The 15,858-nt window shown below is 72.0% G+C and carries 10 protein-coding genes; 2 read left to right on the forward strand and 8 right to left on the reverse strand.

Going from position 1 to position 15,858, the window contains the following annotated elements:
* Window positions 1–233 precede the first annotated feature (233 nt).
* Window positions 234–2,324: a PucR family transcriptional regulator gene (locus H297_RS0100005; protein WP_027735358.1), complete on the reverse strand. Its 2,091-nt coding sequence runs from the start codon at window positions 2,322–2,324 to the stop codon at window positions 234–236.
* Between the two features lie 215 nt (window positions 2,325–2,539).
* On the reverse strand, window positions 2,540–4,588 hold the full coding sequence (locus tag H297_RS0100010; RefSeq protein ID WP_037792427.1) for a P-loop NTPase family protein: 2,049 nt from the start codon (window positions 4,586–4,588) through the stop codon (window positions 2,540–2,542).
* A 593-nt stretch (window positions 4,589–5,181) separates the two neighbouring features.
* On the opposite strand from H297_RS0100010, the gene gabT reads away from it, so the two are divergent.
* Together gabT and H297_RS0100020 are read left to right on the forward strand one after the other, a co-directional pair.
* Window positions 5,182–6,540, forward strand: a complete 1,359-nt coding sequence (gene gabT / locus H297_RS0100015) for a 4-aminobutyrate--2-oxoglutarate transaminase (RefSeq protein WP_027735360.1) — start codon at window positions 5,182–5,184, stop codon at window positions 6,538–6,540.
* 554 nt (window positions 6,541–7,094) lie between these two features.
* Window positions 7,095–7,715, forward strand: coding sequence for a phosphatase PAP2 family protein (locus H297_RS0100020; RefSeq protein WP_486589351.1), 621 nt, complete (start codon window positions 7,095–7,097; stop codon window positions 7,713–7,715).
* 82 nt (window positions 7,716–7,797) lie between these two features.
* On the opposite strand, the gene H297_RS0100025 is transcribed toward H297_RS0100020, so the two are convergent.
* From H297_RS0100025 to H297_RS0100050, 6 genes are all read right to left on the reverse strand, one after another.
* On the reverse strand, window positions 7,798–9,222 hold the full coding sequence (locus tag H297_RS0100025; RefSeq protein ID WP_027735362.1) for an FAD-dependent oxidoreductase: 1,425 nt from the start codon (window positions 9,220–9,222) through the stop codon (window positions 7,798–7,800).
* Window positions 9,223–9,302: 80 nt separating this feature from the next.
* The gene (locus tag H297_RS0100030) at window positions 9,303–10,172 is read right to left on the reverse strand and encodes an ABC transporter permease (protein ID WP_078513635.1); all 870 of its coding nucleotides are present in this window, start codon (window positions 10,170–10,172) and stop codon (window positions 9,303–9,305) included.
* Entirely contained in the window at window positions 10,172–11,128 is a 957-nt protein-coding gene (locus H297_RS0100035) for an ABC transporter permease (RefSeq protein WP_051351475.1), read from the reverse strand. Before H297_RS0100035 ends, H297_RS0100030 begins: the two co-directional genes overlap by 1 nt.
* Window positions 11,129–11,133: 5 nt before the next feature.
* On the reverse strand, window positions 11,134–12,417 hold the full coding sequence (locus H297_RS43915; protein WP_027735365.1) for a spermidine/putrescine ABC transporter ATP-binding protein: 1,284 nt from the start codon (window positions 12,415–12,417) through the stop codon (window positions 11,134–11,136).
* Window positions 12,418–12,497: 80 nt separating this feature from the next.
* Entirely contained in the window at window positions 12,498–13,739 is a 1,242-nt protein-coding gene (locus tag H297_RS0100045) for a polyamine ABC transporter substrate-binding protein (RefSeq protein WP_027735366.1), read from the reverse strand.
* 169 nt (window positions 13,740–13,908) lie between these two features.
* On the reverse strand, window positions 13,909–15,432 hold the full coding sequence (locus tag H297_RS0100050) for a gamma-aminobutyraldehyde dehydrogenase (RefSeq protein ID WP_027735367.1): 1,524 nt from the start codon (window positions 15,430–15,432) through the stop codon (window positions 13,909–13,911).
* Window positions 15,433–15,858: the final 426 nt, after the last annotated feature.

The following is a 15,858-nucleotide window of genomic DNA, read 5'->3' on the forward strand; positions in this document are numbered from 1 at the left end:
CCGGCGCTCCCCGTCCTGTGGAGTGCGTTACGGAAGGTTCGATGCACCCTCGGCAGCAGGAGTTCACGAGGGCATGTCCGGAGCATGTAACAGCCGGTCAGGGGCAGCAGCCGGAGCCGGGAAAGGGGATCCCGGGCATGCGCGCGATCGGGGCCGGCGGGGTCACCAGCCCGCAGCCCGGCTTCAGTGGAGGGCCTGCACTGCGGGGCGCAGCCGAGGTTTCGGGCCCGCGCTCAGCTCGTCGCCTTGAGGGCCAGCCACAGCTCCATGCGCACGTCCGGGTCGTCCAGCGAACGGCCGAGGATCTCCTCCACCCGACGCATGCGGTACCGCAGGGTGTGCCGGTGGACGCCGAGTTCCGCCGCGGCCGCGTCCCACTGACCGTGCCGGGACAGCCACGCCCGCAGCGAGGCGACCAGGTCCCCTCTGCCGTTCGCGTCGTGCTCGCGGAGGGCCCGCAGCAGGCCGTCCGCAAACGCCCGTACGGCGTCGTCGGCGAGCAGCGGCAGGACGGAACCCGCCGCCACGTCCTCGTGCTCGACGAGCGGCACTCCGCGCCGCCTGGCGACCGAGAGCGCCTGGTCGGCCTGCTTGAAGGCGACAGCGGCGGCCGGCAGGCCCGCGGGCGCGGAGACGCCGATCGCCAGCCCCCCCTCACCGCCCCCGTCGGAACCCCGGCCCGGCTGGGCGGCAGCGGCCGTCGCGGCGAAGTCGGCACAGGCCGCCATCGCGGCCCCGCCGTCCGGGGCCAGCACCACCAGCCGCGCCCCGTCGGGCACCACGAGCACCGCCTCACCGTTGCGTGCGGCAGCGGTCTCGACCGTGTCGGCCAGTTCCTCCAGCGGCCAGACGATCCGGCCCAGTCGCCCGCCGTCGGCGGAGTCGGACCGGGGGCCGCCGCCCGAGGCGACCACCACCCCGGTACCCGGGACCGCGGCTCCTCCCGCCACGGCGGGGAGAACCGCCCCGTCCGTGCCTGCCTCGGGCCCGGACGGCACGCGACCGGTCTCGCGCCCGGACGGCGTCCGGCGCGCCTCCGCCCCGGACGGCTCCTTGGTGGCTGCCGTCTTCCCGCCGCCCGAGGGGGACGGGACCTTGGCGGAGGACGCCGTCGCCAACGGCGCCTTCGCGGAGGGCCCCCTCCCGCCGGCCGGGGCCCCGCCGGGAGAGGCAGCCAGGTCGGACAGGCCGCAGGGTTCGCCCGCGCGGGCCAGGTAGCCGGTGGGGACCGGGGCGGCCGTGCGGGCTGCGGGCGACGCCGCGACGTGAGTGGTGGCCGTCGGCACGGTGGCGGGCACCGCCGGAGAGGGGGCGGCGGACCGGCCGGAGTGCACCGCCGCGATGCCCTCCTGCGCGTACCGCGCGGCGGCGGCGGACGCCGGCTCGGCGACGATCACCCGCATCGGTGCGTCCAACAGCCCGCCGTACAACTGCCCCGCCACCGCACGGGCGTGATCGGCCTCGCCGACGAGCAGCATCTTCATGACCGCGGCTCCCAGCCGCTGCTCCGCCTCCTGCAGGGCCCGTGAGCGCTCGGTGGTGAGGGTCAGCAGCGCGATGGCCGAGTTCACGGCGTACCGCTCCGCCGTACCCAGCGGCGCCGCCGTACCCACCGCCAGGACCGCCTTCGCCCGCCTGCCGGTACCGATCGACTGGAGCTCGACACGGTCGTCCCGGCTGTCCGCCTCACTGACGACCGCGCTGGCGGGCGCGGGACGGTCCCGCAGCCGCTCCGCGTCGTCCACGAAACGCGCCGCCCGGCGCACGGCCCACGCCGGGGCGGTGGCGACCACCGAGCCGGACACGTCGTAGAGCGCCGCCCACCCGTCGACCTGCGAGGCCAGCCGGGCGAGCAACGCGGACGGCCCCTCACGGGAGAGCGCCGCCCGGGTCATCTCGCGCTGCGCGTCGAACCCGGCGGTCACCGCCCGGTACTGCTCCGCGGCGATGTCCGCCGACACCGCCTTGCTGATCGCGATGAACGGGGTACGCCGCGGCACCTCGAGCAACGGCAGACCGGCCCCCTCACAGGCCTCGACGAGCGCCCGTGGCACACCCTCGTAGTTGACACCGGCGGCGAACCCGAGCCCCACCACACCCTTGCCGAGCAGCTTCGCCACGTAGCCGCGCATCACCTCGGGATCGTCCGCGTCGAGCTTGAGCCCGGTGAAGAGTATGAGTTCGCCACCGTCCATGTACGGCGTCGGATCGGCCAGCTCGCTGGCGTGCGCCCACCGCACGGAAGCGTCCAGCCTGTCGTGCCCCGCGAGCACGGAGAGGCGGAGCGCGGAGTTCTGGACGAGCGTGGCGAGAGTCGGTGACATAACGCATTTCACCGTACAGGCGTCCACCCCCGTTCGGTCATTCACGCGAACGGATGACCTCCTCCGTGCGGCGGGGCCCATGGGGTCACCTGATACGGGAGGCGCGGAATACGCGGCCTGCCACGGGCGAGGCGTGCACGGACGTCGCGGCCTGCACGAGGTGGGGCGTGCCCGGATGCGGGGCGCCCGGCGTGCGGGGTCTGCGGCGCGCGGTGTCAGTCCCCCAGTTTCGTCAGGATGGGCGGGGTCCGCTCGCCACGCACCGTGGTGAAAGACAGCACCGCGTGCTCGGGCTGCAACTCGTTGGCCAGGTCGGAGGCCGACCATCGCTCCCGCTGCTCACTTCGGACAGTGACCGATTCCGCAGTCACGTGTTTGCCGGTCGCCAGCCGCCGGACCGCGTGGAGCACCCGCGTGACCGGCTCGTCGGAGACGAGCTGCCGATTGGTGACCGTGCGGGTCTGCACCCACTCCGTGCCCCACACCTCCGCGAACCGCTCCGCGTCCCACGGCGTGACCCCCGCACACACCATCCGGCACCCCACAGCGCCCAGCAGCGGCCCGCGCAACGACTCGGGCACGTCGTCCAGCGCCCGCAGTGTCAACAGCACCCCCGCGTGCGCCGAGCGCAGCCGCTGGAGCCCGCGCAACGCCTGCGGGGTGATCGTCTGCGCCGCGTCGTCCAGCACCAGGCAGGTGAACAGCGACTGGTCGGCGCGGGCGACAGCGCACTCGGTGAACTGCGCCAGCACCAGCCTGGCCAGGATCCGGGAGGCCTCCGCGTGCCCCCGCTCGGGCAGATCGATACGGACCCGCAGCGGATGCTCCAGCGCCCGCAGCGAGAAGGGCCGCCGCCCCTGGGCACGCGGGCTGCCCTCCGGCAGGAAGAAGTCCGCGAACGCCGGCCGGTCCAGGAGCGCGATGCGGTCGGCCAGCAGAGCGGCCATGTCCCCGGCCCTCCCCGACTGCCGCTCGAACGCGTCCAGCTCACGGATCTGGGCGGCCTGCCCCTCGGCCCGCAGCTCGTCCCGCAGCGCATCCAGCGCGCCGGGGGCCCCGTCCAGCAGTTCGCGCAGCTCCGGCACCGCGGGAAAACGGCGGTGCACCGTGGCGAACGGGCCGATGAGCTGCGCCAGCACCGTCGCCACCCGTCGGCTGTCCCCACCCGGCAACGCGGCGGCCACATCCCCCACCAGGGCCTCCGCGAGCATGCCGGCGGCCTCGTCCGGGTCGGTCGTGCCGCCGTAGAGGTCCAGGTCGTGAGTGGAGTCGGGGTGGCCGAGCCGGACGACGAGGTCGAAGGAGTCGTCCCGCACGAAATGCGAGCCCGTCGGGCTCACGGCGATCACCGCGGCCTGCCCCGACAGCGCCTGAAGACAGAGCGACTCCACGACCGGCCGGGCCAGCTTCGTCGTCTTCCCCGTACCGGGCGGCCCGACAGCCAGCGCCGACGTCCCCAGCAGCGAGGGGTCCAGCGCCACGCCCGCCCCCCGGTACTCCTGCGGGTTGCGCTCGACATCGGCCGCCCGGCCGATCCGGACCTGCCGCACACAAAGGTCGTGCCGCGCGGCCCTGACCGGCAGGTCCCGGGCTCCCGACGGGTGCCCGCAGGCCCCCGCCCCCTCGCTGAGCACGCTCTCCACGAACGCCGACAACCGCTGCGGGCGGGCCCTGACGGTCTGCCACGCCCGGTCGAGGCGAGCATGATCGACGTCCGTCATCCGCCCCGCCCGCAACTCCCCCGCCAACCGCTCCGCGGCCTCCTTCGCCCCACCGGCCCGAAGCTCCGGCCATTCGGCGGGATCGAGGTGCGGAGGGGGGGTGGGGACCTCCTCTGTGACACGGTCCGGGGTGACACCACCAGGCGCTTCCTTGCTCGCGGTCAGACGACCGACCACGCGGCGAAGCAGTTCGTCCCAGCGCCCGATGCGGCCGAAGAAGACGATGAGAGCAATGGCCACGAGCGCGTAATAGCCGTATGCAAGAAATTTCCTGCCGGTGCCCACCGCATCCGGAGTCATGGCGTACAGAGGCCAGAGCCAGAACTGCCCCAGATACCCGTTCCACAACAACGACCACAGCAGCCATCCGATGAGGAACGACACGATGGCGCCGCTGACGAGTTGGCGGGCGGGGATGCGGTCGGGGTCTTCCGGGGGGCGGGGCTGGTGGCCGCAGCGCCATACGCCGGGGCCGGCCTCGGGGCGGGGCAGTCGGAGCCAGTCGACGAGCGGGGGCCCGGCCTGCGGGGCCCCGGCGGGCATGGGCGGAGGCCCGGCCTCCACTCCCCACGCGTCAGCCGCAGCACCCGCTCCCGCACCAGGCGGCGCGGTAGGAGGCGGCGGCGCAGCGGGCTCGACAGGGCGGGCGGGCGGTACGGGCACGGAACCGGCCGACTGCCCGGGTCGCCCCGGCTGCCCCGCGTCAGGCCGTGCGGGGCTCGGCACGGGCTGCCCGGCGGAGGAGGCCGGCACCGACCCCGGTGACGGTTGCCGCCAGGGGTGTGCGGAGCCGTCCGGACTGTCTGTGCCCTGCTTCCGGTGGGGAAGCCCCATGTTCATGTGCTGCCTCAGCTCCTTGACGCCCCGACGTGCCCACCGCGTACGGCCGGCATCCTCCTGTCTCCAATCTAGCGGCCCGCCACCTCAGTTGAACCAGGCCCGCACGCGGGTCGGGCCGTCCGGGTGCGGCGCCGGGAGAGCCGGTCCGGTTCCCGCTTCCACGAGGGTCCGGCGGCGCCTATGTCCGCGGTGGCCAACCGTGGAAACGCACTTCTCCGGAGCGGAGCATGTGTCGGCCGCACGGGTGCCCCTAGCCTGCGGAGTACAAGACCCCCGTTTCTCCCGAGGAGTGCGCTATGACCGCAAAGACGGAACTGTCCGGAGGCCCCGCCCTTCCCCAGGAGCGGCGTGTCGTCACCGCGATTCCCGGGCCGAAGTCGCAGGAGCTGATGGCCCGCAAGCAGGCCACGGTCGCGGCCGGCGTCGGGACGGTGATGCCGGTCTTCGCGCGGCGTGCGGGCGGTGGCGTGCTGGAGGACGTGGACGGGAACTCCTTCATCGACCTCGGCTCCGGTATCGCCGTGACGTCCGTCGGCAACAGCGCGGAGGCCGTGGTCCGCCGGGCGACGGAGCAGCTCAACGACTTCACGCACACCTGCGCGATGGTTACTCCGTACGAGCCGTACGTGCAGGTCTGCGAGGAGCTGGCCGCGCTCACGCCGGGCGACCACGCGAAGAAGAGCGCGCTGTTCAACTCGGGTGCGGAAGCGGTCGAGAACGCGGTGAAGGTCGCCCGTGCGCACACCGGCCGTCAGGCGGTGGTGGTCTTCGACCACGGTTACCACGGCCGGACGAACCTGACGATGGCTCTCACCTCCAAGAACATGCCGTACAAGCACAGCTTCGGCCCGTTCGCGCCGGAGGTCTACCGGGTCCCGGTGGCCTATCCCTTCCGCTGGCTGACCGGCCCGGAGAACTGCGCCGAGGAGGCCGCCGCGCAGGCCATCGATCAGATCAGCAAGCAGATCGGTGCGGACAACGTCGCGGCGATCATCATCGAACCGGTCCTGGGCGAGGGCGGTTTCATCGTGCCGGCTCAGGGCTTCCTTCCCCGGATCCAGCAGTTCGCCCGGGACAACGGCATCGTGTTCGTGGCGGACGAGATCCAGTCGGGCTTCTGCCGCACCGGGCAGTGGTTCGCCTGCGAGGACGAGGGGCTGGTCCCTGACCTCATCACGACGGCGAAGGGCATCGCGGGCGGCCTGCCGCTGGCGGCCGTCACCGGGCGCGCCGAGATCATGGACGCGGCGCACAGCGGCGGCCTCGGCGGCACCTACGGCGGCAACCCGGTGGCGTGCGCGGCGGCGCTCGGGTCGATCGAGACGATGCGCGAGCTGGACCTGCCCGCCAAGGCCCGCCGCATCGAGGAGATCATGAAGCCGCGCCTGGAGAAGCTGGCCGAGCGGTTCGGCGTCATCGGCGAGGTGCGGGGGCGCGGTGCGATGCTCGCCATCGAGCTGGTGCAGCCCGGCAGCAAGGAGCCCGCCCCCGAGGCCACCGCGGCCCTGGCCAAGGCCTGCCACCAGCAGGGCCTGCTCGTTCTGACGACGGGCACCTACGGCAACGTCATGCGGTTCTTGCCTCCGCTGGTCATCGGCGAGGAGCTGCTCAACGAGGGCCTGGACATCCTGGAGGACGCGCTCGCGGGACTCTGACAGTCGAAGGACGGATCACCACACGGGTGCGGGCGCTGCGGCGTCCGCACCCGTGTCGTGTGCGGCGCCCTGCTGTGGGCCCGCACTGCGCGCCCGCTGTGCGCCGCGCTGTACGCCCGCCGTACGGCGCCCTGTCGGTCCGCGCGCCGGTACCGTGGTGTCTGAGCGGCGGGGCCGCGCGTACGGCCGTCGCGGCCGAGGCGGTGACCAGCAGGGGAACAGGGAGAGCAGGCCGGTGAAGAATCTGTGCGGGGGCGATGGCCGGTGCGTGTTCCGTCTGTCGGGCCCGGCTCCGCTGCCGTACGGTTCTGGCAGTTGCCAGGATGCAGGTCCGAACCACTCCAGCATCCGGGTCCGAGCCCGTCTTTCCCCAGGACAGGCCCGGCCGTGCCCTCGCGCACGCACCTCCGCGATCGGTTGACCGCGTGTCCCACACCCCCCGGGACCCGCGGCGGTCCGATCGAGCCGGCCGCCCCGGAATCCCTCCGATTCCTGGGCGGCCCGCCACGCCGCCGACCGCGACCGGTCCCGCCGCTGCCCGGTTCCCCCTCCGTGTGCCCCCGCTGACGGCTTCGTGGGTGTGCGCAGCCGTCTTCGCGCTGTGCACCTGGCAGGTCGTCGTCGCCGGCCCGCTGCGGCGCTGGGACGAGGCACTGGGAGACGCCATGCGGGCGGCCGCGCCGCCCTCCGGCCCGGCCGAGCTGCTGGCGGACATCGGCAACATGACGGTCGCCCTGCCGTTGCTCGCCGCGGCGACGGCGGCCTCCCTGTGGAGCTCCCGGGGGCGCTCCTGGAGACCGGTGCTCTGCTACCTCCTGGCCATGGTGGTGATGGCGCTGGTGGTGACGGGGGTGAAGAGCTGGACGGACCGTACCGGCCCGCTGGGCGGTGGCGGCTTCTATCCGTCCGGCCACGCGGCCACCACCGCGGTGGCTCTCGGCGGGGCGCTGCTCCTGCTCGCGAACCTGCTGTCACGCACCCTGCTACGCCTGGCCTGGACGGTTGCGACCCTGCTCTCCCTGGGCAACGGGCTGGGGTTGGTGTGGCGCGGGTATCACTGGCCGCTGGACGTGGCGGCGAGTTGGTCCCTGAGCGTGCTCCTGCTCTGTGCGGCCAGCGCGGTGGCCCACCGCAGCCGACAGCGGGTTGTGACCCCTGTCGGTCCCTCCGTGTGACCGTGGCCGAGGCCGCGGCCCTCGGCCACGGCGAGAGGGCGTGGCCGTGACGAGGACATGGCCGTGGAGGGGGTCGTGACCCTCAGCTGTCGAAACCCATGCCGACCTTGTCCATGGTCCTCAGCCACAGATTGCGCCGCCCTGCCTGGGCGTCGGAGCGGGCCAGGGACCACTGGGTGATACCGATGCCTGCCCAGCGCACCGGCTCCGGCGGGAACGGCAGCGGCTTCTTGCGCACCATCTCCAGCGCGGTGCGTGCGGTCCGCTCCCCGTCGAGCAGGTCCAGCACGACCTCGGCGCCGAAGCGCGTGGAGCCGACACCGAGCCCCGTGTAGCCGGCCGCGTAGCCGACGCGCCCGTCCATGGCGGTGCCGAAGAACGGCGAGAAGCGTGTGCAGGTGTCGATGGCGCCGCCCCAGCGGTGGCTGAATCTGATGCCCTCCAGTTGCGGGAAGCAGCGGAAGAAGTGCCGGGCCAGTTTGGCGAAGGTCTCGGGCCGTTGGTGGTAGTCGCGGGAGATGCGGCTGCCGTAGTGGTAGAGCACGTCGTAGCCGCCCCACAGGATGCGGTCGTCCGCGGTGAGGCGGAAGTAGTGGAAGTGGTTGGCGCTGTCCCCGAGACCCTGCCGGTGCTGCCAGCCGATGGCGGCCCGCTGCTCCTCGGTCAGGGGCTCGGTCATCAGCGCGTAGTCGTAGACGGGTACGACGAAGGGGCGCACCCGGCGCAGCAGTGAGGGGAAGGCGTTGGTGCCGAGGGCGACGTGGCGGGCGCGGACGCGTCCGTAGGGGGTCGCGGCGGCCACCTGCGCGCCACGGGTGCCCAACCGGGTGGCGGGGGTGTGTTCGTAGATGCGCACCCCGGCCCCTTCGCAGGCGCGTTTGAGGCCCCAGGCCAGGCGGGCCGGGTTGACCATGGCCACACCGGTGCGGTCCCACAGTCCGGCGAGGAAGGTGGGGGAGGCGACCTCGGCGCGTACCGCGTCCTGGTCGAGACAGGTCAGGTCCTTCCCCAGCCCGAGTCCGTCCGCCTCGGTGGCCCATTGCCGGAGCTCGGTGACCTGGTACGGCTCGGTTGCCACGCTGAGCTCGCCGGTGCGCTCGAACTCGCAGTCGAGCCGGTAGCGGGTGACCGCGCTCTCGATGGCGTCGAGGTTGCGGCGGCCCAACTCCTCGAGCTCGACGATCTCGTCGGGCCAGCGGGCGAGTCCGTTGCCGAAGCCGTGGGTGAGGGAGGCCGCGCAGAATCCGCCGTTCCGCCCGGAGGCGGCCCAGCCGACTTCGTCGCCCTCGACGAGTACGACGTCGCGGCCGGGGTCGCGCTCCTTGGCGAGGAGGGCGGTCCACAGTCCGCTGTAGCCGCCTCCGACGACGAGCAGGTCGCACTGTTCGTCGCCGACGAGGGCGGGGCGGGGTGCGGGGCGGCGTGCGGGGTCGTCCAGCCAGTAGGGGACGGGCTGGGCGTCGGCGAGGGAACGGAGGGCAGCTCGGGAGGCCACGGCGTCGCTCACGGTTATCGGCTCCTTGATTCTTCTGTGCTTCTTCTGCGCGAGTGCGGCCCGCCGGGGTGGTGTCGGGTCCCCTGGGCCGGTCACGGTTTGCGGCGTCGGTTCGCCACGAGCTGGCCGCCGAGGACGAGCGCGACGGCGAGGACGAACATCGCCGATCCGATGACGTTCACCTGTACCGGCACGCCGCGCTGCGCGGCGCCCCACACGAACATCGGGAAGGTGACGGTGGAGGGGCCCGCATTGAACTGGGTGATGATGAAGTCGTCGAACGAGAGCGCGAAACTCAGCAGCGCGCCCGCGGCGATCCCGGGCGCCGCGAGCGGCAGGGTGACTCGCCAGAAGGTTTGCAGGGGCCCGGCGTACAGATCGCGTGCGGCCTCTTCCAGCCGGGGGTCCATGCTCGTCACGCGGGCCTTCACCGCGACGACGACGAAGCTCAGACAGAACATGACGTGCGCGATCAGAATGGTCAGGAAGCCGAACTGGACGCGCGCGTTGAGGAACAGGGTGCCCAAGGAGGCGGCCATCACGACTTCGGGCATGGCCATCGGCAGGAAGATCAGGGCGTTGGTGGCGCTCTTGCCCCGGAAGCGGTAGCGGGCCAGCGCGAAGGCGGCGAACGTACCGAAGGCGGTGGCGATCAGGGTGGCCAGCACGGCGATCTGGAGGCTGAGCCCCAGGGAGCCGCACATGTCGGCGACGCCGCAGGGGTTTTCCCAGGCGTCCGTGGAGAAGGCGTGCCAGGAGTAGTTGAAGCGGCCGGCCGGCTTGTTGAAGGAGAACAGCAGGACGACCACGTTGGGCAGCAGCAGGTACGCCAGCGCCACGCAGCCCACGAGGACGACGGCGTTCCGCCGCAGCAGCCGCAGCGGGGAGCGCAGGAAGCGGGGGCCGGGTGCGGGGGCGACGGCACGGGTGGTGGTGCCGGTCCCGTGGGTGCGGGTGGGCATCAGACCAGCTCCTCCGTCCCGGCCTTGCGCATGTAGACGCTGACGACGATCAGGATGAGCGCCATCAGGATGAAGGACATCGCAGCCGCCGTCGGGTAGTCGAGGACGTTGAGGAACTGCTTCTGGATGGCGTTGCCGACCATCTGCTCGTTCGGCGAGCCCAGCAACTGGGCGTTGATGTAGTCGCCGGAGGCGGGGATGAAGGTGAGCAGGGTGCCGGCCACCACGCCGGGCAGCGACAGCGGGAAGGTCACCTTGCGGAAGGTGGTGGCGGGGGTGGCGTACAGGTCGCGGGCGGCCTCGTGCAGTGAGGTGTCGATCCGCTCCAGGGAGCTGTAGAGCGGGAGGATCATGAAGGGGAGGAAGTTGTAGGTGAGCCCGCATACGACGGCGAGCGGGGTGGCCAGCAGCCGTTCGTCGCCGGTCAGCCCGAGCCAGTGCGTCATGTCCAGCACGTGCAGGGAGCCGAGGGCTGAGACGACGGGCCCGCCGTCGGAGAGGATCGTCTTCCAGGCGAGGGTGCGGATGAGGAAGCTGGTGAAGAAGGGGGCGATCACCATGACCAGCACCAGGTTGCGCCAGCGCCCCGAACGGAAGGCGATCATGTAGGCGAGCGGGTAGCCGATCACCAGGCAGAGCACCGTCGCGGTGGCCGCGTAGCCGAACGAGCGGGTGAAGTGTGCGCCGTAGGTGGCCAGCGCGTCGGTGTAGGTGGAGAACGACCAGGTGACGCGGAAGCCTTCCTCCAGGGAGCCGCTCTGCACGGAGGTGGAGGCCTGGTAGAAGAGGGGCGCCACGAAGAAGACGGCGAGCCAGAGTCCCGCGGGCAGCAGCAGCCAGTACGGCGTCAGCCCGCGGCGGGACCGACTGCCGCGTGGTGGGGCTCCGCCCGGGGCGCCGGTTCCCGTGCCGTCAGGGCCCGGTGGGGTGTCGGGGAGCCCTGCGAGGGGCGCCACGGCGGTCACAGCTGCTCCTCGCCGGCTGCCGCGTCCTGGGCCGCGTCCAGCGCGAAGGTGTGACCGGGGCGCCAGTGCAGGACGACGCGCGCCCCGGCGGTGAGCCGGCTGTCGCGCTCCAGGTTCTGCTCGTAGACCGTCAGCTCCGCACCGCCGGCCGTCTCCACCTGGTACTGCCACGAGACACCGAGGTAGCCGGCGTCCTTGATGCGGCCGGACAGCCGGTTGTGTCCCGCGGGAACGGTGGCCGCCTCGTCGGTGTGGATGAGACAGATCTTCTCGGGACGTATGCCGATCAGCACTTTCGCGCCCTCCTGCACGTCCTCGACGGCGCACCGCGCGGAGGGCAACCGCAGCTCGGCACCCGCCCCCGGGCCACCGGCACCGGCATCAGCGGCGCCGGTGTCAGCGGCGCGGGTGTCCACACCGGTCACCGTCACCCGCATCCCGTCCTCGGCTCCTCCTTGCCCGTGGGCACCGCCCTCCCCGCCGGTGCGGCCCTCCCCCGCGCTGCCCCCTCCGGCAACGCCGTCGCCCCCGGCAGGGTGGCTCTCCCCGGGAGAGAGCACCTCGGCTTCCAGCAGGTTCGAGGTGCCCAGGAAATTGGCGACGAAGGTGGAGCGGGGGTTCTCGTACAGCTCTGCGGGCGGCCCGAGTTGCTCGACGCGCCCCTGGTACATCACAGCGACGCTGTCGGCCATGGTCATGGCCTCTTCCTGGTCGTGGGTGACGTGCACGAAGGTGATGCCGACCTCCGTCTGGATGCGCTTGAGTTCCAGCTGCATCTGGCGCCGCAGCTTGAGGTCGAGCGCTCCGAGCGGCTCGTCGAGGAGCAGGACGCGCGGACGGTTGATCAGCGCGCGGGCGAGGGCGACGCGCTGTTGCTGACCGCCGGAGAGCTGGCGCGGTTTGCGCCGGGCCATGTCACCGAGCTGGACGAGGTCGAGCATCTCGGCCACCTGCTTGCGCACGGAGCCGACGCCGCGCCGCCGCAGTCCGAAGGCGACGTTCTCGGTGACGTCGAGGTGGGGGAAGAGGGCGTAGTTCTGGAAGACGGTGTTGACGGGGCGTTTGTGCGGCGGCAGACGGGTGATGTCGTCGTCGCCCAGCAGGATGCGCCCACCGGTCGGCTCCTCCAGCCCCGCGATCATGCGGAGGGTGGTGGTCTTGCCGCAGCCGGAGGCGCCGAGCAGGGCGAAGAAGGAGCCTTCGGGGATGGTCAGATCGAGGGGGTGGACGGCGGTGAAGCCGCCGAAGGTCTTGCTGATCCCGGAGAGAGTGATGGTCATGTCCGGTCCTCACGGAGACGGCGGAGAGGGAATCGGAAGCGGCCCCGGCGCGCGGGCGGGCACCGACGGGCGACGCGTACTCACGCGCCGATGAGCTTGGAGAACTTCTCCTCGCACCGCGCTTCTTCCTTGGCGCCCAGGGGCCGGAAGTTCTTGCCCTTGGCGATCATGCGCTGGTCGGGGAAGACGAGCGGGTTGCGGGCCAGCTCCTTGTCGATCTTCTCCATCTCGGCCTTGGCGCCGGTGACCGGGCAGATGTAGTTGACCCACGCGGCCAGTTCGGCCGCCACCTCGGGCTGGTAGTAGTAGTCGATCAGCGCCTCGGCGTTGCTCCGGTGGCGGGCCTTGGCGGGCACCAGCAGGTCGTCGGTGCCGAACAGGTAGCCGCGGTCGGGAACGGCGAACTCCACGTCCTCGTTGTCCATCCTGAGCTGCACGATGTCCCCGGCCCAGGCCAGGCAGGCGGCGATGTCGCCGGAGTTGAGCTCGTCCAGGTAGTCGTTGCCGGTGAAGCGGCGCAGCTGCTTGCGGTCGACGGCCTTCTGGATACGGGCGAGGGCCGCGTCGAACTGGTCCTCGGTGAAGTGCTCGGAGTCGGCGCCCATGTCGAGGAGGGTCAGACCGATGGTGTCGGTCATCTCGATCAGCATGGACGTGCGGCCCTTGAGGGAGTCGTCCTCCAGCAGCTGCGTGACGCTGGTGACCTTCTTCCCTCTGGTGGCCCTCTTGTTGTAGGCGACGACGCAGGCGGTGCCGGCCCACGGGTAGCTGTACTGCCGCCCGGGGTCGTGCGCGGCCGCGCGGAAGCGGTCCTCCAGGTTGGTGACCGCGTGGGTGAGGTGGGCCGGGTCCAGCCGCTGCGCCCAGCCCTGCCGGATGACCCGGCCCGCCATCCAGTCGGAGAGGCAGATCAGGTCCCGGCCGGTGTCCTGACCGGCCGCGAGCTGGGGCTTGATCTTGCCGTAGAACTCGTTGTTGTCGTTGATGTCCTCGACGTACTTGACCTCGATGCCGGACCGTCGCCGGAAGCGGTCGAGAGTCGGGCGCTTCTTCTTGTTCTTCTCGTCGACGTCGACGTAGAGCGGCCAGTTGGCGAAGTTGAGAACCTTCTCCTCGGCCGAGTGGTCGGGGGTGTCCTCGGGGTCTTCGCCGCCCTTGCTGCCGGCGGCGGGCGGTATGCCGCAGGCCGCCAGAGTGGTACCGGCTGCGGCCAGTGAGGCGGCACGCAGCAGTCGGCGCCGGGACATCGCGGCGCGGCCACGGGTCAGGCCGCGTTCCCACGCCTGGGCGACGGGCTCCGGCAGTCCTTCGTACAGGTCCATGTGGACCGCCTTCCTGGAGAGAACTTCCTGAGAGGGAATTTCCTGGCAGAGGAGGGAAGGGAGGAGAAGGTCGGATACGGGGGGCGCGAGCGGGTGAGCCGGTGGTGTGCGGCAACGGGGCCGGTGGCCCGACCGTGCTGGCGCAACCGGGCCGGGGCGGCGGGCGGCGTCAGCGGTCGCCGAAGACGGTGCGGTGCCAGTCCTTGCGGACGACGCCGGTGTTCTCGGACATGACGTGCTTGATCTGGGTGTACTCCTCGAAGGAGTAGGCCGACATGTCCTTGCCGTGCCCTGAGGACTTGTAGCCGCCGTGCGGCATCTCGCTGATGATCGGGATGTGGTCGTTGAGCCACACGCATCCGGCCTGGATCTCGCGGGCGGCGCGCCCGGTGCGGAAGACGGACCGGCTCCAGGCAGAGGCGGCGAGCCCGTAGGGGGTGTCGTTGGCCAGTGCGATGCCCTCGTCGTCGGTGTCGAACGGGAGGACGACGAGAACCGGCCCGAAGATCTCCTGCTGGACGACCTCGCTGTCCTGCGGGGCACCGGTGAGGAGCGTCGGCCGGTAGAACGCGCCCTTGGCGAGCTCGCCGCCGGGGGCCTCGCCTCCGGTGACGACGGTGGCGTAGGCGCGGGCACGGTCGACGAAACCGGCGACCCGGTCGCGCTGCGCGTGGGAGATGAGCGGTCCCAGGTCGGTGTCCGGTGCGAAGGGATCGCCGACGCGTACGTCGTTCATCAGCCCTGCGACGGCCTCGACGAACGCGTCGTGGAGCGGACGTTGCACATAGGCGCGGGTCGCGGCGGTGCAGTCCTGGCCGGTGTTGATCAGCGCGCCCGCGACGGCCCCGTGTGCGGCGGCCTCCAGGTCCGCGTCGTCGAACACCAGGAAGGGTGCCTTGCCGCCGAGTTCGAGGTGGAGGCGCTTGGCGGGCCGCGAGGCCGTGGTGGCGATCTCGGCGACGCGGCGGCCGACGGCGGTGGAGCCCGTGAAGGAGGTCATGGCGACGCCGGGGTGGGCCACCAACGCCTCACCGGCGTCCTGGCCTGCACCGGTCACGATGTTGACGACCCCGTCCGGGATCCCGGCGGCCGTGGCCGCCTGCGCGAACATCAGCGAGGTGAACGGCGTCAGCTCGGAGGGCTTGAGGACGATCGTGTTGCCCGCTGCCACGGCCGGGAGGATCTTCCAGGCCGCCATCTGGAGCGGGTAGTTCCACGGGGCGATGGAGCCGATGACACCGAGCGGTTCGCGGCGGACGCTGGAGGTGTGCTCGCCGCTGTACTCGGCTGCCGCGGCGCCGGTCAGGTGGCGGGCCGCACCGGCGAAGAAGGCGACGTTGTCGAACGAGCCGGGGACGTCGAACTCGGCCGACAGCTTGAGCGGCTTGCCGCACTGCAGCGACTCGGCGTACACGAACTCGTCAGTGCGGCGCACCAGCTCGGCGGCCCAGCGGTGCATGGCGTCGGACCGCTCGGCGGGCGTGGCTCCGGACCAACCGGGGAAGGCGTCGCGGGCCGCGCGGACGGCCGCGTCGACGTCGGCGGGCCCCGCGAGTTCGAAGGTGTGGACGTCCTCACCGGTGGCGGGGTCGACGACGGTGTGCGTACGGCCCGAGGTGCCCGGGGCGAGCCGTCCGGCCACGTACTGGGCGCCCGCGGCGAACCGCTCGGACACAGGGAAGCGCTGAACCATCGGGGCTCCTGACGACTACGGCGTGCTGGGTGCTCCGGCGGCCCGGGGCACGGCTCGCGCCCTTCGCCGGCGGGGTGCGGCGCCGGTACGCGGCACCGGCACGTCCGGCGAGCCCGGACCCGTTGCCCGGACCACTGTTGGCAGCCGATCCTGGCAAAGCTTCCCCCATCCAACAAGGGATTCCGTAGTCATCTTTTGATTACGCCACGGAATCTGTACTCCGGCGCGCCTTTTGCCCGGGGACCGGAGAACACCCTGGACGCCCAGCCCGTCCGCCCCTCCCCCGGGCGCCTGGTTCCGCCGCGCGACCACTCTCCCTGTACGCACACGAAACGGCCCCCTCCCGCGTCCGACGGAAGGGACCGTCGCTCTTCACACGGAAGGAGGCCGTTGCTGCCCTGCTGCATCGGTGCCGGGCACCGGGCC

Source organism: Streptomyces sp. CNT360, assembly GCF_000424785.1.